The sequence below is a fragment of the Frankia sp. KB5 genome (assembly GCF_002099325.1).
In the GTDB taxonomy this organism is placed as follows: domain Bacteria; phylum Actinomycetota; class Actinomycetes; order Frankiales; family Frankiaceae; genus Frankia; species Frankia casuarinae.
In genome coordinates, this window is record NZ_MRUJ01000002.1 from 35,305 (window position 1) to 53,115 (window position 17,811).

Consider the following 17,811-nt stretch of genomic DNA (forward strand, 5'->3'; position numbering starts at 1 on the left):
GGGGGGCTAGGCCGAGCTCCGCCGGGTCCGACGACTGGCCAGCTCGTCGCCGGGATGGGTCGCCGGYGGATGACCAGGCCGCTCGCAGGGCAGTTCGGCCAGCTGGCCACGCATGTCGCGCAGGGCTCGGCCGACGGCGATGGCGAACACGCCCTGTCCACCCCGGACAAGATCGATCACCTGATCGTCCGAGGTGCACTCGTACACGGTGGAGCCGTCGCTGATCAGGGTGAGCTGCGCCAGGTCGTCCACGCCGCGGGTACGCAGATGTTCCACCGCCACCCGGATGTTCTGCAGCGACACACCGGCCTCGAGCAGCTTGCGGACCACGCGCAGCACCAGGACGTCACGAAAGGAGTACAGCCGTTGGCTGCCGGAACCGGACGCGTCGCGGACGCTGGGGACGACCAGAGCGGTCCGAGCCCAGTAGTCGAGCTGGCGGTAGGTGATGCCCGCCGCGGCGCAAGCCGTCGGCCCCCGGTACCCGACGTCGTCCCCCGGCGGTTCGGGAATCTCATCCGGAAAGAGCTGGCCCTGTTCGATCATCGCTGTACGCACTTCGCCGCCATGCCAGCCCCATCCTCTGGACCGTTCCGGATCCGTCCCGACCGCCGACGTCACCCGACGCCGCCATCCCGGACACCCGGCCCGATCGAACCGTTTCCACTGTCGTGYGGCCTGCCACGATCACCTCGACCGCACGACTCCCCGACCACCGACGGCCGGCGAGGCCGCGACGTGGCACCCCTGTGCCCGTGATCCGGGACCGCCCGTCCACCCGTCGGCACGGAACCGGGCAGAGCACATCACGCCGTTGCCACAGCCCGGCAAGGTCAGAGCCGGAGAGAGCCCGTTCCGCCACGTCTACCGCGGGCAGGGGCACGAACTCTACGGTCGGGCTCTCCCGACCGTAGGAGCGACGCGCGGTTCCTTCAATGATCTAAGCCGGCGTGTCTGGAGTCCAGCGGACGCCATTCAACAGATCGGTCAAATCGGAAGCTCGCCCCGATACTGCCCGCACTGTGGATCACAGTGGATCACAGCCGACCTCGGCCACGGCTCGCTGAAAGTCTCAGCGGCCGACCTGCTCCCAGGCGGGCACGCCAAGGGCCGGGAAACCTCAGGAGCCGGGGGTGTTGAAATCCTCCGGGGAGATCGTGTCAAGGAACTCCCGGAACTTCTCCAGCTCGCTCTCCTGTTCTTGTTCCTGTTCCTCGGGAACGGTGATCCCGGCCTCGGCCAGGACCGCCTCGACCCCGTAGACCGGCGCTCCCATCCGCATCGCCAACGCGATCGCGTCGGACGGCCGGGCGGAGACCTCCACCCCGTTGCCGAACACGAGCGTGGCGAAGAAGACGCCGTCCTGAAGGTCGGTGATGGTCACCCGGGTCAGGTCCGTCTGCAGCGCACGCAACACGTCCCGCATCAGGTCATGGGTCATAGGTCGAGYCGTCGTGATGCCCTCCTGGGCGAAGGCGATCGCCGTCGCCTCGACAGCACCGATCCAGATAGGCAGATACCGCTCACCGCCCACCTCCTTGAGCAGGACGATCGGCTGCTTCGACGGAAGCTCGACTCGCACGCCGACGATGTCCAGCCGATGCACCGATCTACCTCCTCGCAGGTGGGGCGGGGCGGGATGTTGTGACCGGAGCCAGAAAACCCCACAGGGGAGACAGTATCCCCGCTTCCGTCCGGCGTCAGCGCGCCCACCGGTTCGGCTGTCCGGCAAGGCACTCCGAGCGCAGCCCCGACAGCCTCCTCACCTTGGTCTCAACTCGATCGTCCCGCCGCCAGCCGGGAGCGCAACAGGGCCGCGTGCAAGCGGACCAGCAACGCCGCCAGCTCATCGGCGGTCTCGGCGTGCCGTCCCGAACCCTCACCACCGCGCTGGCCCCGCAACGGGGCGACGGCGGCCTCGATGAGACCAGCCTCACGGTCGGCCACCGTACGGGCGGCCCGCAGATGCCGGGGCTGCACGCCGTGGCCGGCCAGCAGCGCCACGGTCCGCGCGACGAGCAGGGCGTCGGAATCGTAGTACCCGCCGCCGGCGATCGGACCCACCAGGCCGTGCTGTTCCAGCTCGGTCAGGGCCTCGTCGCCGAGCCCCGCGGCGGCGAGAAGCTCCCGGCGCGACATTCTGACCCTTTCCGCCCCGAGGAACGCGTCCAGGCCGGTAGGGGCCGGATGCGGGGGCAGCGCGCGGGGTCCAGGCCGATGCACCGGGGTCTCACCGCGGTCGAGCGACGCCAGCTCCTCCTTGATCACGCGCAGCGGAAGAAAGCGCTCCCGCTGCGCGTGCAGGACGTAACGGAGCCGGGCGACGTCGTCGACCGAGTACTTGCGGTAGTTCGCGCTGGTACGGGCGGGTTCGACGAGTCCCTCCGCCTCGAGATAGCGGATCTTCGACAGGGTGATGTCGGCGAAGTCCGCCCGCAGACGGTCGAGAACCTGGCCGATGTTGAGCACCTTCGCGTTCTGTCCGGCCTGGTCCGAGCGCGTTGCGCCCGAACGCGGGGCCGACGATGCCGCGGCGAGGCCGCCGCTCACCGTGGGTCCTTCCTCGTCACCGTGCCGCTGACCCCCCGTAGCTCGCGCCAGTCAGGAACACCAGTCGGAACTTGCCGATCTGCACCTCGTCGCCGCTGGTGAGCTCAGCCGAGTCGATCCGCTCGCGGTTGAGGTAGGTACCGTTCAGGCTCCCGACGTCGCGAACCGAGAAGCCCTTGGTGTACGGCGAGCGATGGAACTCCGCATGCCGACGGGAGACGGTCACATCGTCGAGGAAGATATCGCTCTCGGGATGGCGGCCGACGGTCGTCATGTCGGCGTCCAGCAGAAAACGACTCCCCGCATTCGGCCCCCTCTTGACGACGAGCAACGCCGAGCCGGGAGGTAGCGCGTCAACGGCGGCCACGGCGTCCCGCTCGGTCGACTCGTCGACGTGATCGCCCTCGATGCCGGACAGCGCGGCCGCCAGGTTCAGCGTTGACGTCTGCTCCGCGGGTCTCTCCGGCGCCACGGGCTCACCCGGACGTACCAGAGGAGACCCGCACCGCGCGCAATACAGCGCGTCGGACGGGTTCTGCTGTCCGCACCTCGTGCAGAACACAGTCGCGTCCGCTTCCTGCCGGGATCCCGCACGGGCGGGGTACCCCAGCCGCTTCGGCCGCCACCGGACGGGCGGYGGGAACGTCTCTGCCAACACTGCGATGGTGGTAGCCAGACGTCCGCAGCCCACCCCCATCACCAGGATGATCACATGGCGACGGTCGGGCCGTCCACGATCGTGCCCCGGTGCACTCCGAGGCTAGTGCATCGCGGGCACGGTCGTGAAAAGAGTGCGACCCGTGTTGTTCGGCGTGGCGTGGCCCACCACCCACCAGAAGCACAAATCAGATACTCTCAGTTTTCCTTCACGTGCTCCGCGTACTCTTCGGCGGTCAGTAGGCCGGTGACGTCGGCGACATCCGCGACCGTGAGCTCGACGAGCCAGCCTTCCCCATAGGGATCAGAGTTGATCAGTTCCGGCGCACCGGCAAGTGCCTCGTTGCGCGCCGTCACCTCTCCGGCGATCGGCGCGTAGATCTCGGACACGCTCTTGGTCGACTCGACCTCTCCGAAGGACTCACCGGCCTGGACCGCGGAGCCGAGGTCGGGCAGAGAGACAAAGACGATGTCGCCCAGCGCCTCCTGCGCGTAGGACGTGATGCCGACCCGTGCCGTGCTCCCGTCGAGCCGGATCCATTCGTGCTCACGGGTGTACTTCAGGTCGTCCGGGTACACCGGAGATCGCCTCCCCTTGCTCTGACCACTGCGCGGACCGCTCTGCGCCGCCCGGCCCGACGCCATACCGTGCCGCGCCGCGCCGTGAACTCCACCAGGAACCACGTTCCTCGGCTGGCCCGGGGACAGGGGGTCTCCTATCCGGCCGGACGGGCGTAGCGAGGACTCGGAGCGGGTCGCAGCGCACGGATCTCGATGTGCTCGGAGGTCCGAACGGTCGCCTGCGCCCCGTCCCGTGCCGCTACCGTATCGAGCACCCCGCCGGGGATCCGCATCGCCTGGTCCAGCGTGTGGGCGTCGCCCACCACCCGCAGCACGTACGGCGGCGCGATCGACGTGCCGTCGACCACCAACCCCCGCCCGGGCTCGTCGGCCACGTAGGTCGAGACGACCGCTCGGACCCCGGCGATCTCGATCGCCTCGGCGCCCGCGTCCCGTAGCTCCTGCAGGGCGTCGACGAGGATCGAGGCGTCGACCGCGCGGTGAGGGTCCTGGATCGTCAGCTCGAGCCCCGATCCGGTGACCGGCACCATGCCGGTGAGGATCGCCAGCCGGTCGGCCTCGCGACGCACCTCGTCCGGCCCGGCCGCCGGGGCCGGCACCGACGTCGGCACGGGCGGCATCATCGGTTCCGCCTCCCGGCGGAGCTGCTGCTCCCGGGCTGCCAGGGACCGGTCGACGGCGCCGATCGCACCGAGGGTCGCGGCGAGCTCGTCCGGCCGCGCGGTGGCGAGTCCGAAGGACGGCTGCGCGGACCGGGTCGCGGCGACCGCGGCGAAACCGAGACCGGCGAGCAGGACCAGACTCAGGGCACGCCGCGTCCGGGCACGACCCGGCCGGACGTGCCCCGGAACCGGGCTCGGTGTCGGCTCCGACGCGACAGGGACCACGACGGGCGACGTGGGCGGGTCCGACGGCGCATCGGAGACCGGCGCATCGGAGACCGGCACCGGATCGGGCTTCGGATCGGATGCGGACTTCCGTCCGGGCCCGGATTCCGAAGGGTCGCCTGTCGAGGTCACCGCCATCGTCAGACCTTGATCAGATGTTGGCGCAACGCGGTCGCGGTGGTGAAGATGCGGATGCCCAGCACCACGACCACCGCGGTGGACAACGCGCCGCCGAACCCGATCAGGTCGCCGAGCAGCACCATCAGGACGGCGATCGCGACGTCGAAGACGAACGAGACGATGAACACCCGGTCGTCGAACACCCTCTCCGCGACGGCCCGCGCGCCGCCGAGAGCAGCGTCCACCGCGGCCACCACGGCGACTGGGAGGTAGGGATCCATCCAGTCGGGGACGGTCGGGCCCAGCACCAGGCCGGCCGTCACGCCCAGGGCAAGGGCTACCACGGCGATCATGATTCGCTCCGTCGAGCATGCCGCAGCACCTGGGGATCGGCCGCGGGCAGGGTCAGGTTTCTGACGGTGACGACCGACAGGGAGGTCACCGGTGAGTCGGGACGATGCCGCAGCCGGTCGATCACGGCGGACTCCTCGAGACGCCGCACGAGATCGTCCGGATCACCCACCGCTTCGACGGTGTACGGCGCGATCATCGGTACGAATCCGACGAGAATGAGATCACCGGCCGCCCGGATAGCGCTGAGAGCCGTCAGGCGGACGCCGTTGACCGCGACAGCCTCGGCACCCGAGATCCACAGCACGTTGACGAGATCGGCAAGATCTCGATCTTGAATCCGGGTCCAGTCGGACGCCGGTGCGGGGTGGGGACCGGCGAGCCCGGTCAACGGGCGCAGCGGGGTGGGTGCCGTTGACGCACGAGGTGCCGACGGTGCCGACGGTGCCGACGGCCCGGGGGCGGTCCGGTCCGCGAGCTCGATCCGGGCACCCGGTCCACGCACGGGGGACCAGCCTGCCGCCGGCCCGAGATCCGACAGCGCCGCCGTGGCCCAGGCCAGCTCACGCTCGGCCCGGGCGCGCTGTTCCCGCGCCGTCTTCACCCGCAGGCGCAGCTCGCCGACCCGGGTCGCGGCCGCAGTGGTCACGGCGGATCGCTCATGTATCTTCGCGCGCAGGGCCGCGACGAGCTCCGCACGTTCCCCGGCCGTCGTCGCGGCACGCCGGGCCCCGGTCGCGATCACCAGGCCGAGCAGGCCGAGGACGAGGGCCAAGGCGAGGGGACGCTGCCAGGGGCGACGGGGCCGCCCGGAGACTCCGCAGGGATCCGAAGGGCCGGCGGCCCCGGGGCATACCGGCCCTCGGCGTGGCCATCCGGTCCGTTCTCGCACATTCGGCATTCTGACCGACCGGACACCGAGCGCCGCCGACCAAGGCCTCGCCGCGCGTGCCGCGGCTACCGCGCCTCGACCACCTCGACCCAGCGCCGCAGCAGCACGTGGGCCTCCTCGATGTCGGCGCCCTCCGACCACAGGTGGGTGACCGCCTCGCTCGGGTCAGGCAACACCAGGATCCAGGAGCCGTCCGGACCGACGATCCGAACCCCGTCCGTGGTGTCGATGACATACCCCGTATCCGGGTCGACCGACTCCACCACGCGACGCATGACGGTGCCCTTGACCGCCCACGGGGTGGGCACTGAACGGCGCAGGATCGCCACCGAAGGTATCCGGGCGTCGATGGTGCTGAGTGTCAGCCGGGTCCGTGCCACCAGGGCCAGCAGTTTCACGAACGCCGCGATCCCGTCGATCGCGGGGGCGAACTCGGGGACGATGAAGCCGCCCCGCCCGTCGGCGGCGAAGACGATGCCGTCGTCACGGGCGACCCCGGTCAGCGCCGCCGCCGACAGGGAGGTCCGGCGTACCGTCAGCCCGTGGAAGCGGGTGACCTGGTCGGCTACCCGGGTGATGGTCACCGGGAGGGCTACCTCCGCGCCGGGATTCTCCGCCGCGACGAGGTCGAGGAACACCAGCAGGGCCCGGTCATCGTCGATAAGGTCCCCCCGCTCGTCAACGATCGTGACGCGCTCGCCGACATGATCGAACCGCACGCCGAAGGCCGCCCCGGAGCTGGCGACGAGGGCGCCCAGGCGGTCGGTGGCCCGCAGATCCTCCAGGGCGCTGCGGGGCGGGATGGTCTCGTCAACGCGTCCGTTGACGGTGAGCACGTCAACGCCGAGCCGGCCGAGCAGTGTCGGCAGCACCAGGGACGCCGAGCCACCCGAGGAATCAACGACGATCTTGAGATCCGCCTCGGCGACGCCGGCGGTATCGACCCGGTCGAGCAGATCCTGGATGTAGAGATCCATGGTACGGGCCGGGAAACGCAGGTCACCGATCTCACCGGGAAAGGCCCGGCGGAACTCCTGGCGGGAGAAGACCCGGTCTAGCTTGCGCTGTGCCACCGGGGAGAGGTCGTCGCCGTCGGCATCCAGGAAGATGATGTCGATGCGTTCCGGGTCTCCGGGGGTGGTGCGCAGCATGATCCCCCCGGCGGCGTTGGACGAGCGGACGTCGAAGCGGGTGACCGGCATCGGTGCCACCTCGAGATCACGGACGTTGATGGCGCCGGCGGTCAACGCGCTGATGACGGCCCGCTTGAGGGCCCGGGCGGCGCGGGAACCGTCCCGCGCGGTGGTGACGGTGGCCCCCTTCTTCAGGGTCGTGGCGTAGGCGCCGGCGAGGCGCACCACCAGCTCCGGGGTGATCTCCGCGTTCACCAGGCCGGACACCCCGCGCGGCCCGAACAGGGTCCGCTGGCCGCGGGACTCCCAGATGACGGAGGTGTTGACGACCGCGCCGGCCTCGATCGTCTTGAACGGATACACCTTCACGTCATGGGAGACGAACGCCTCCTCGCGGACGACGCACTCGTCTCCGACGACGGCGCCCTCCTCGATCCTGGCCGCCCGCAGCACGTCGGTGCTCTTGCCGATGACGCAGCCGCGCAGGTTCGTCTGCGGGCCGATGAGCGCGTTGTCCTGGACGATCGCCCGGTGCAGGAACGCGCCGCTCTTCACCAGCACGTTGCTGCCCAGCACGGAAAACTCCCGCAGCTCGGCGCCGGCCTCCACCTTGCTGTAGTCACCGACCACGAGCGGCCCCTTGAGGATCGCCTCCGGATGGACCTCGGCGTCCTCACCGATCCACACCCCGGGGGACACCTCGAAACCGCCGATCTCCACGTCGACCTGGCGGTTGAGCACGTCGGCCTGGGCCCGTTGGAAGCTCGCGATGGTGCCGACGTCCTCCCAGTACCCGGACGCCACGTAGCCGTACACCGGGGCACCCGCCTCGACCAGCCGGGGGAAGATGTCGCCGGACCAGTCCACCGCCTCGCCGGGCGGCACCTGGGCAAGCACCTCGGGCTCCATCACGTAGATGCCGGTGTTGACGGTGTCGGAGAACACCTGCCCCCAGGTCGGCTTCTCCAGGAAGCGCTGGATCCGTCCGTCCTCGCCGGTGATGACGATGCCGAACTCGAGCGGATCGGGGACGGATTTCAGCGCGACGGTGACGAGCGCGCCCTGACGCCGGTGGAAGGCAACCAGGTCGGTGAGGTCGATGTCGGTCAGCGCGTCCCCGCTGATGACCAGGAACGCCTCGTCCCGCAGGGCGTCCTCGGCGTTCTTCACGCTGCCGGCGGTGCCCAGCGGGGTCGTCTCGGTGGCGTACGACAGGTGCATCCCGAGCTCGTCACCGGAACCGAAGTATGTCCGGATCATCGAGGCCAGAAACTGGACGGTCACCACCGTCTCGTCGAAGCCGTGCCGTTTGAGTAGGCGCAGCACATGCTCCATGATCGGCCGRTTGACGACGGGGAGCAGTGGTTTGGGCAGGTTCGCGGTCAACGGACGCAGCCGGGTGCCCTCGCCACCGGCCATGACGACGGCTCTCACCGGTCACCTCCCACTTGCGCTGGTCCGGGCGTCCGCCCGGAAGCGCCGGACGAGCTGGCCGGCCTGGACGAAGTACAGAAGACCAGACCACCAGTACAGGGCAGTACCCCAGATCGCGAACGCCCATCCGACCGGGCGTGCCGCGGTGGCCAGCCAGGAATCCCCGGCGGACAGCAGCAGGAGAGGGAAGGCGTACAACAGGTTGAACGTCGCAGCCTTGCCCAGGTAGTGCACGGGCAGCGTGACGCCGACCCCGATCCTGCGCAGCAACGGCGGCAGCGCCAGCAGCGCCACGTCGCGGGCAAGGAGCAGAACCGCGAACCAGACCGGCACGATCCCGCGGAGGGTCAGAGCGACGATGGTGGCGAGGATGTAGAACCGGTCGGCGAGGGGATCCAGCAGGACGCCGAGGCGACTCGTCTGGTTCAGCACCCGCGCGAGCTTGCCGTCCAGGTAGTCGCTGATTCCGGCGAACGCGAGAACGCCGAGCGCCGCACCGTCCGCCTTCGGACCCAGCACCAGCCAGAGGAAGACCGGCACGCCGAGCAGCCGCAGGGCGGACAGCGCGTTCGGAACCGTCCAGATCCGGTCCGAGGCGGTGGGCATGGTCATGCGGCCGTCTCTCCTCCACCGGTTGGGCGGCGCGACGCGCCGCGAAGGCGGTGAACGGCAGCCCACCGCACCCGGCGCTCCCGCAGGTCCCCACCCGACGGGTTCGGCGCCAGTGGGGACGTCCGGGCCCGGTGGGGGCCGCAACGCCCCGCCGACGGGCCGGACATCGCTGACGCTAGCGGATCGTGGGACACGGGGAGCGGAGAGGGATCCGCCGGCGGGGTACCCCGGCGTTCGGACCGGGTCGGATGGGACCGGGCTCAGAGGATGCGGCCGACCTTGTAGGTGGAGCTGTAGATGGGCCGCAGCGACACGACACCGCCGGTCTGCGGGGCAGCCCACATATACCCATTCCCGGCATAGATGCCGACATGGTAGATATTCCCAGGAGTACCGTAAAAGATCAAGTCGCCGGGCTGCTTGYCGGACTGGGGCACCTTCATCGAGACCCGGTACTGGTCCTCGGCCACGCGCGGCAGCGAGCGGCCGAGTTGTTTGAAGACGTACTGGACGAGTCCGGAGCAGTCGAACGAGTACGGACCCTCCGCGCCCCAGACATACGGCTTACCCTTGTTCAACGACGCGAGGTAGACGGCCTTCTCCCCGATCGAGCTACCCGGGATGACCTTTGGGATCGCCTGGTCGATGACGGAACCCGACCCTCCCGAACCCGACCCTCCCGAACCCGACCCTCCCGAACCCGACCGTCCCGGACCCGTCGGACTCGCGATCGTCACCGTGGCGGCACCGGCCACGGAGGGACGCAGGGCGTTCGATCCGTCGAAGACCGCGGTGATCGTCGTCGTGGAGAGCAGGCGCGCGGTGATCTGCGCGGCGCCGTTCGCGTCGGTCCGCAACCTCGTGGAGGTCTGCCACTGGGGACCGTTCACCACGACGATACGGACGTCCTGGTTCGCGAGCGGGGTGCCGCTGTCCGATTCCAACGCCCGCACCGTGAGCACCACCGGGGTGTTGGGCGCGACCGAGGTCTTGTCCGCGGCGATCGAGACGCTGGTGAAGACGGGGTCGTGGTCCGCGATGGCGGTGGCCAACGGGGCGAGCCTGCGGGCCGAGGCCGCATCGCCGCCGGTGGCGTGGTGTCCCGGGACGAGCGCGGCTTCCTGGGTGAGGGAGTTCGACTCCAGTGACGAGGTTCCGTCGGCGCCCCCGGGGACGGTGGCCGCGAAGGCGGCGGTCGAGGCCGCGATCGTCCCGGTGGTGAACGCGGCGATGGTGACCGCGCGTCGCGGAGGAGGAGTGGTACGGCGGCGAGCCGTGCCGGAGCCTGAGGAGCCGTGGGGCGCCGGCGGGCGCTGACGATTCCGGACGAACTGGTCCCAGTCCTCCGGAAGCCAGGCCATACCACGACGGGGCAAGACGTGTCCTTCCCGTGCGCCTACGAGGGAGCTGTCGGGTTCGGGCTGGCCAGCCCGGCGGCCGACGACCCGGTCAGTGCCGTCACCGCCAGAACGCGGCCGGATCCGCCGGCCACACCCGGAACCACGGCTCCCCGCACCTGCCCCGACATACTCGGAGGGGCCGCCGAACCGGGGGCAGGACCAGGCACATCGGTCCGACGGGTATCTCTATCAAAATAGGTATATCTGTATGACATGTAGCAGACACTTCATAATCCGGACACCTATGGATCGGTAGAACAGAAGTGCCGTTGATGACCATAGTGGACATACCCGGGCGGCTCGCAATCACCCCCACCCCAACGCTTGAACACGGCACCAGAAGACCGTCGCTACTCGGCAAGAAGTACGGATGCCGTCACGCCGGGTGTCCGTCGGCGGCTTGATCACGCCACCTCGCGTCAGGTCGTCACGACGCCCCGAGCATCGACGTGTCGTAGATCTCGCCGGCTGTCTCGTCGGCGATCCGGCAGCGGAACGGGCCGGGTCGTCAGGGTGCGGGCGGCGGGTTCACGCTCGGGACGGAACCGACCTGCGCCGGCGGCTGCCCGGGCGACGGCTGCCCGGGCGATGGGTGCCCGGGCGATGGGTGCGCGGGCACGGGCCCCCGCGACGGATCCGGCGGAAGCACGCTCGCCGCAGACCGGGCCGGCACGACGGGCGCGGCTCCTGCCGAGGATTCGGCGTGCGCGTACACCACCAGGTTGTTGAGATAGTGCCTGGCCTTCCGGTCGAAGGCGCCCCCGCAGGTGATCAGGCGCAGTTCAGGGCGGATTACCGGTCCGTAGACCCGGTTCGTCGGGAACCTCGACTTCACCACGTTCTCCGCGCGATCGACGACGAACGTCGTGGACACGCCGGTCGGCGAAGCGACCTCGATACGGTCGCCGGGCACGAGCTCGTGCAGCCGGTAGAAGACCGCCGGGCCGGTGGTGGAATCGTAATGGCCGACGAGCACGGCAGGGCCGATGCCACCAGGCGCCGGACCGCGGTCATACCAGCCGACATCTCCCCATGCCTTGGGCACCCCGAGCGTGCCATCCGGGTTCAGACCCAGATGAATGATCGGAGCGTCCACCCTGATCCGGGGGATGCGCAGCCGGGACGGATTGTTGACGACCACCACTGGCTGCTCGGGGACGGCGGGAGGTAGCCCGAACCGGCCGGTCGTCGGCACGGGGGTGGGCGGCGGCGGGACGTCGGCGATGTCGGCCGTCGCGTCCGCCCCGGGAGCGCCATGGACGGCATCGAACGCCGGTTCCGCCAGCCGGAAACCGCTGCCGAGGACGAGGACCGCCCCGACGAGGAGAAGCCACCGCCAGAGCGGGATGCGCCGACCCGCGACGGGTGTCCGGACGGAGAAGGCCGTCGGTGCGCCGTTCGCGGGCCGCTGGTTACCGCCGCCCGTCCCACCTTTCACAGCTCCTCCCRCCATCCCGCCCGTCGATCGTCCACGTACGCGTGCGGATCGCTCCCGAGGTGGATCGTCCGGCGCCCCGCCCGCGGCTCCGAACCGTCACGTGCCAGGGTCACGAAACCACCGACGGTGACTCTACCAATCAGTGAAGATACTTTCCGTGAGCGGCATGCTTGTGAGCGAGGTGTACCGRTCTCAACGATTCCGAGATCACCGAAAACTGGACGAACTAGACCGAAAAAGCAACCCGATCGCCGCCACAAGGAGGTCGATCCGGCCGCACCACGCCCGGGCGGTTAACCCGCATCCCCACACTCAGTCGCTATGGTATCACTCGCAGTAACGAATAGATCACCGTACGTGAGAGAGGGGACCAGATGAAGAAAGGTATGGGTCGAAGCGCCGCCGTTCTCGCGATATCAAGCGCGGCGAGCGTCACCCTAACCTTCGGGCCCGGCCTGGCCGCTGCCCACGCCCTCGACGACAAGGACAACCACCGGTGYGACGACAAGAAGGACGGGTGGGGCCTCTTTGGCGACAAGGACAATCTGGACGGCAAGGACCGCGACCGCGATGACAAGATCGACGGCGACAAGCGGATCCGGGCCGATCGGATCGACGACGGCAGGGACGGCCTGGACGGCAAGAACGGCAAGGACGGTCTGGACGGCAAGAACGGCAAGGACGGCAAGGACGGCAAGGACGACTGGTTCAACTGGGACGACAAGAAGCGCGACTGCGCCATTGCCGGCGTCGGTGCCGGCGTCGGTGCCGGCGTCGGGCCGGGGGGCGGGCCGGGGGGCGGTGTCGCCGCAGGTGGCGGCGGGATGGCCGACCCCGGGTCCTCGCCCCTGCTCCCGCTGGCCGGTGCGGCAGTGGGCGCCCTGCTGATCGGCGCCGGGGTTACCCGACGGCGCGCCCAGGGTGCGAGCTGACCCTGCTGTTCGGCGGCCCTGCGGCGTGCGGACACCCTCGTGGGTGACGGCCTCGGCCTGGTCCCACGCGGGGCCCACGCACGAGGGTCGGGGGTCGCGTCGTCAACGACGCGACCCCCGGTCACCGTAGTGGTCGCCGGTACGGTAATGTGGCTGCTGTACGGGACGTGGCGCAGCTTGGTAGCGCACCAGACTGGGGGTCTGGGGGTCGCAGGTTCAAATCCTGTCGTCCCGACAGAGGTGGTAAAACCCGTTGCTCAGGCAGGTGAGCCTGCTCAACGGGTTTTTTCGTCGTAAGCCGCCGTCACGCCGGTCCGGCCGGACCGGAAAGCCCACCCGGCTGACGGCCGGAACCCGGTCCAACCGTCAGCCGCCGCCCCTGCGGTCGCCGCGTTCACGCACCCGCACCGAGATCGAGATGGGCGAACCGGCGAAGCCGAAGTCCTCCCGGAGCCGGCGTTCCAGGAATCGACGGTAGGACGACTCCAGAAAACCCGTCGTGAACACCACGAACCGCGGCGGGCGCACTCCGGCCTGGGTCGCGAACAGGACCTTCGGAACCCGCCCTCCACGTGCTGGCGGCGGGGTCGCGGCGACGACCTCACCCAACCAGGTGTTCAGCCGGCCGGTCGGGATCCGGGTACCCCAGGACTCCAGCGCGGTGCGCAGCGCGGGGGCGAGCCGGTCGGTCGCACGCCCGGTACGGGCCGAGACGTTCACCCGCGGCGCCCACGCGACCCGGCCGAGGTCACGGACGATCTCCCGTTCCAGGGTGAGCCGGCGGTCGGTGTCCACCAGGTCCCACTTGTTGAAGGCGAGGACGAGGGCCCRTCCCGCGTCGACGACCATCGAGATGACCCGCTGGTCCTGCTCGGTCACCGGCTCGTCCGCGGCGAGCAGGACGATGGCGACCTCGGCGGCTTCCAGGGCCGAGGCGGTGCGCAGCGACGAGTAGTACTCGGCGCCGGAGGCCTCCCGGACGCGACGGCGCAGCCCGGCGGTGTCGATGAACATCCACTCCTCGCCGCCGACCGTCACCAGCTCGTCGACCGGGTCCCGGGTGGTGCCGGCGACGTCGTGCACCAACGACCGCCGGCTGCCGGCGAGCTTGTTCAGCAGACTCGACTTGCCGACGTTGGGCCGGCCGATCAGGGCGACCCGCCGTGGGCCGTCGGACTCGGTGAGGATCTCGCGCGGCGCCTCGGGCAACGCGGCGAGCACGGCGTCGAGCAGGTCTCCACTGCCCCGGCCGTGCAGGGCCGAGACCGGGTGCGGCTCGCCGAGCCCGAGGCTCCACAGCGCCGCCGCATCAGCCTCGAATCGTACGTCGTCGACCTTGTTCGCCACCAGGATCACCGGCAGCCCGCAGCGGTGCAGCACCCGGGCGACCGCCTCGTCGGCGTCGGTGGCACCGGTGACGACGTCCACGATGAACAGCACCGCATCGGCGGTGTCGAGCGCCGCGCGGGCCTGCTCGGAGACCTGGGCGGCCAGCCCCGTCGCGTCGGGTTCCCAGCCGCCGGTGTCGACGAGGGTGAACCGCCGCCCGCTCCAGACCGCGTCGTAGGCGACGCGGTCACGGGTCACCCCGGGGACGTCCTCGACGACCGCGGCCCGCCGGCCGAGGATGCGGTTGACCAACGTCGACTTGCCCACGTTGGGTCGCCCCACGACGGCCACCACCGGTTGACCGATCCCGGGGCCCGCGAACTCGCCGTCGAGCTCGCCCGCGAACCCATCGGGGCCGCCGACGTCATCGCCGAGGCCACCGTCGGCAAACCGGTCGAACCCGGCCGCGCCGAGGTCCGTTGATAGGTCTTGTCCGCTCATCACTGTCACTGCCAACTGTCATCGTGGGACGGGGATCGCCTGTGATTCCCGGGCTCGGCGCCGGACACGCGAGCGTGGTCGGATCGCCGGGGGCTCTCACCCGCCCGTCCGGAGCGAGCAGCGATCTTGCTCAGATTACCCGGCGCCGGCCCGGTCAGCTCCGCCGGTCCCGCCCGCCTCGCCGCAGGCCTTTCCGGCCCGGACGGTCGCCAGATGGTCGAGCAGGCGCACCCGGATGTCCTCCGCGACGGCGGCCAGCGCCTTGCGCGAGCGTGGGTTCGCCGGGACCTCCACCGCGAACGGCGCACCGAAGACCACCCGGATCGGCACCGACCGGCGCGGCCAGCGCGCCCCCCGGGGCAGGGCGGCACCGGTGTTGATGCAGGCCACCGGTAGGACGCGGCAGCGGCCGTGCACCGCGAGGTAGGCGATGCCGTGCTGGACCGCCGCCATCTCCCCGCTGCCCCGGGTGCCCTCGGGGAACAGCCCGATCGCCCCGCCACGGGAGAGCTCGTCCAGCGCGGTGTGCAGGGCCTCCCGGTCGGCCCGATCACGATCGATCGGAATCTGACCGCTGAACAGCAGCGCCCGGCCGAGCACCCCCCGGTACATCTCGACCTTGCTCAGGCAGCGCACGGTCCGTGGGGACTCGATCACCACCAACGGGCCATCCAGCCAACTGCTGTGGTTCCCAGCGAAGATCAACGGCTCGTCGAAGGGGACGTTCTCAAGCCCCTCCAGGCTGATCTGCATGACCACCCGGTTGAGGAACCAGCGGACCCCGGGCTTGAGGACGCGGTGCGGGAGGTCGTTGTAGATCGGTGACGCGGCACCCCGGTGGACCGGTCCACGCGCCACCCGGGCGGCCCGCCGGGCCGCCTCCGCGGCACGTTCGCCGGCACCGTCGTCCGGCCGAGCGGCCTCAACGCGGGGCGCCTCAACGCGGGGGTTCGACGTGGTCATCTCGTCCGGTTCGGCAGCTGCTCGCAACGCCGAAGCACCTCGTCGACGACTTCGGACACCGACAGGGCCGTCGAGTCCAGAACCACCGCGTCGGGCGGGATGGCCAGCGGGTCCGCCGCCCGGTTGCTGTCGAGCGCGTCGCGCCGGTCGAGTTCGGCGAGGGTCCGGGCGACGTCGTCGACGCCCTTCTCCCCGAGCTGGCGGGAGCGACGCAGCGCACGGACCTCGGTCGAGGCGGTGAGGAAGACTTTGATCTGGGCGCCCGGCGCCACGACCGAGCCGATGTCGCGACCCTCCACGACGATGCCGCCGGCCGGCAACGCGGCGGCGATCACCTGACGCTGTTGGGTGACGAGCAACGCCCGCACCGCCGGCACCGCCGCGATCGCACTGACCGCGTTGGTCACCGCGCGGGTGCGGATCTGGGCGTCCACCCCGACACCGTCGATGGCGATCGAGGGCTCGTCCGGGTCCGTACCGACCGAGATCACCGCCCGCTCGRCCAGCTCCGCGACCGCCGCCGAGTCCTCGATGTCAATCCGCTGTTCCAGCGCGAGCTGGGTGACCGCGCGGTACATCGCCCCAGTGTCGAGGTACCGCAGGCCGAGGCGGCGGGCGATCTCGCGGGCCACGGTGCTCTTCCCCGACCCTCCGGGACCGTCGACCGCCACGATCAGACCCTCGGCCCCGCCTTCGTGGACCGCGGGACCATCTCCCTCGGACCCGAGCGGCGCAGACGTTCCCTCCCGGCTGTCGGTGACCGTGCTTCCCGCCGACAGCGCAGACCCGTGGTCGGGCTTCACCCGATTCCTCCGTCCCGGTCACATAAASAGTCGTCGGATCGCGCCCCCGCGGATGCCGACATGTGCAACCCGGATCAGGCTACTCGGTACGGCATCAGGATCGCCGGTATGCCGTCCAGCCGTTGAGCGTCAACCGGTCGACGAGCTCGTCCGCGGCCGTCGGATCCACCGCGAGCTCGACGATGCCGGCGGGTGCGTCAAGGCTGTGCTCGAAGGGCCCGACATCCTCAATGTTGATCTGCCACTGGCTGATGAAGCCGACGAGCGCGGCGAGCTGGCCGGGTCGGTCGTCGAGCACGACCCCCACCCAGCCCCAGGACTGCGCCGGGGCGCCGGGCTTGCGCGGAAGCAGCGCACGGCCGGCCTGGCCGCCCCGCATGAGCCGGGAGACCGCGGCGGTGACCTCGTCACCGGAACCGGTGTCGAGGACGTCGGCGAGCGCGGTGAGCTGGGCGCCGAGGGAACGCACCCGCTCGGCGATCGGGCCGCGGTTACCCTCGATGATCCCCGACCACAGCTCGGCGTCGCTGTCGGCGAGCCGGGTGGTGTCGCGGAACCCCTGCCCGACGAAGGGCACGTCCCGTTCCGGCAGCCCGACGAGCGCCCCCGCGAGCGCGCTCGCGACGATCTGGGGCACGTGGGAGACCGACGCCATCGCCGCGTCGTGACGCTGCGGGGTGGTCCGCACCGGCGTGGCCCCGCAGGCGAACGCCAGCGCCACCGTGGCGTGCACCGCGGCCGACCCGGTGTGGGGGACGGGACAGACCGCCCAGACCCGCTCGGCGAACAGGTCCGCCCGGGCGGAGACGGCCCCGTGCCGTTCCCGGCCGGCGATGGGGTGGGCCGGGCACCACGTCGTGAGGTCGCAGCCGAGCTGGACTCCCTCGACCAACGGTCGGACCTTGACGCTGCCGGCGTCGCTGATCGTGTCCGCGAGGCCGGAGCGGGCCAGGGCGCGTACCTGGACCGCGACACTCGGCAGTGGGGTGGCGACGACCGCATGATCGACCCGCTCCCCCGCCCACGGCCGCCCGGCCCCCATCTTCTCGGCAAGCGCGACCTGTGCCTCGTCCACGTCGCGGAGCAGGACCTCGACGCCCCTTGCCGACAGCGCGAGACCGATGCTGGTCCCGATCAGGCCCGTGCCGACGACCCCGACCCGGCGCAGGCGCGGAAGGCGTGCGGCATCCCATTCCAACCCGACCATGGCCTTGATCCTAAAGCCTC

General features: G+C 70.5%; 17 protein-coding genes and 1 tRNA gene. 2 read left to right on the top strand and 16 right to left on the bottom strand.

The window, feature by feature from the left end; translation table 11 throughout:
- Window positions 1–6: 6 nt before the first annotated feature.
- The 12 genes from KBI5_RS00330 to KBI5_RS00385 form a co-directional block, all read right to left on the bottom strand.
- Complete coding sequence (locus KBI5_RS00330) at window positions 7–546, bottom strand: MerR family transcriptional regulator (RefSeq protein WP_035958339.1); 540 nt, start codon at window positions 544–546, stop codon at window positions 7–9.
- Window positions 547–1,120: 574 nt separating this feature from the next.
- Entirely contained in the window at window positions 1,121–1,606 is a 486-nt protein-coding gene (locus tag KBI5_RS00335) for a bifunctional nuclease family protein (RefSeq protein WP_085014001.1), read from the bottom strand.
- Between the two features lie 167 nt (window positions 1,607–1,773).
- Window positions 1,774–2,469 (bottom strand): MerR family transcriptional regulator, encoded by a 696-nt coding sequence (locus tag KBI5_RS00340; protein WP_347272458.1) that lies wholly within the window; start codon window positions 2,467–2,469, stop codon window positions 1,774–1,776.
- 97 nt (window positions 2,470–2,566) lie between these two features.
- On the bottom strand, window positions 2,567–3,112 hold the full coding sequence (locus tag KBI5_RS00345; protein WP_009739506.1) for an FHA domain-containing protein: 546 nt from the start codon (window positions 3,110–3,112) through the stop codon (window positions 2,567–2,569).
- A 293-nt stretch (window positions 3,113–3,405) separates the two neighbouring features.
- Window positions 3,406–3,786 (bottom strand): glycine cleavage system protein GcvH, encoded by a 381-nt coding sequence (gene gcvH / locus KBI5_RS00350; protein WP_035908712.1) that lies wholly within the window; start codon window positions 3,784–3,786, stop codon window positions 3,406–3,408.
- A 137-nt stretch (window positions 3,787–3,923) separates the two neighbouring features.
- Window positions 3,924–4,676 (bottom strand): DUF881 domain-containing protein, encoded by a 753-nt coding sequence (locus tag KBI5_RS00355; protein ID WP_232234940.1) that lies wholly within the window; start codon window positions 4,674–4,676, stop codon window positions 3,924–3,926.
- Between the two features lie 140 nt (window positions 4,677–4,816).
- A complete protein-coding gene (locus tag KBI5_RS00360; RefSeq protein WP_011435907.1) occupies window positions 4,817–5,149 on the bottom strand; it encodes a small basic family protein in 333 nt (110 codons plus the stop codon).
- Window positions 5,146–5,922: a DUF881 domain-containing protein gene (locus KBI5_RS00365; RefSeq protein ID WP_235186883.1), complete on the bottom strand. Its 777-nt coding sequence runs from the start codon at window positions 5,920–5,922 to the stop codon at window positions 5,146–5,148. Before KBI5_RS00365 ends, KBI5_RS00360 begins: the two co-directional genes overlap by 4 nt.
- Before the next feature lie 182 nt (window positions 5,923–6,104).
- Window positions 6,105–8,606, bottom strand: coding sequence for a mannose-1-phosphate guanyltransferase (locus KBI5_RS00370; RefSeq protein WP_023840517.1), 2,502 nt, complete (start codon window positions 8,604–8,606; stop codon window positions 6,105–6,107).
- A 3-nt stretch (window positions 8,607–8,609) separates the two neighbouring features.
- Entirely contained in the window at window positions 8,610–9,218 is a 609-nt protein-coding gene (locus KBI5_RS00375; RefSeq protein WP_011435904.1) for a CDP-alcohol phosphatidyltransferase family protein, read from the bottom strand.
- A 260-nt stretch (window positions 9,219–9,478) separates the two neighbouring features.
- Window positions 9,479–10,594, bottom strand: coding sequence for an NlpC/P60 family protein (locus KBI5_RS00380; protein ID WP_085014002.1), 1,116 nt, complete (start codon window positions 10,592–10,594; stop codon window positions 9,479–9,481).
- A 532-nt stretch (window positions 10,595–11,126) separates the two neighbouring features.
- The gene (locus tag KBI5_RS00385) at window positions 11,127–12,056 is read right to left on the bottom strand and encodes a class F sortase (RefSeq protein WP_011435902.1); all 930 of its coding nucleotides are present in this window, start codon (window positions 12,054–12,056) and stop codon (window positions 11,127–11,129) included.
- Window positions 12,057–12,430: 374 nt separating this feature from the next.
- Between KBI5_RS00385 and KBI5_RS00390 the strand changes: the two genes are divergently transcribed.
- Window positions 12,431–12,988, top strand: coding sequence for a hypothetical protein (locus tag KBI5_RS00390; protein WP_085014003.1), 558 nt, complete (start codon window positions 12,431–12,433; stop codon window positions 12,986–12,988).
- Between the two features lie 161 nt (window positions 12,989–13,149).
- Window positions 13,150–13,223: transfer RNA gene (locus tag KBI5_RS00395), tRNA-Pro, on the top strand.
- Between the two features lie 131 nt (window positions 13,224–13,354).
- Here KBI5_RS00395 and der read toward each other — a convergent pair.
- The 4 genes from der to KBI5_RS00415 form a co-directional block, all read right to left on the bottom strand.
- A complete protein-coding gene (gene der, locus KBI5_RS00400; RefSeq protein ID WP_085014004.1) occupies window positions 13,355–14,818 on the bottom strand; it encodes a ribosome biogenesis GTPase Der in 1,464 nt (487 codons plus the stop codon).
- A 135-nt stretch (window positions 14,819–14,953) separates the two neighbouring features.
- Window positions 14,954–15,781 (bottom strand): lysophospholipid acyltransferase family protein, encoded by an 828-nt coding sequence (locus KBI5_RS00405; RefSeq protein ID WP_011435899.1) that lies wholly within the window; start codon window positions 15,779–15,781, stop codon window positions 14,954–14,956.
- Entirely contained in the window at window positions 15,778–16,584 is an 807-nt protein-coding gene (gene cmk, locus KBI5_RS00410; RefSeq protein WP_085014005.1) for a (d)CMP kinase, read from the bottom strand. The genes KBI5_RS00405 and cmk overlap by 4 nt, the downstream gene beginning before the upstream one ends.
- A 94-nt stretch (window positions 16,585–16,678) precedes the next feature.
- The gene (locus tag KBI5_RS00415) at window positions 16,679–17,791 is read right to left on the bottom strand and encodes a prephenate dehydrogenase (protein WP_011435897.1); all 1,113 of its coding nucleotides are present in this window, start codon (window positions 17,789–17,791) and stop codon (window positions 16,679–16,681) included.
- Between the last annotated feature and the right edge of the window lie 20 nt (window positions 17,792–17,811).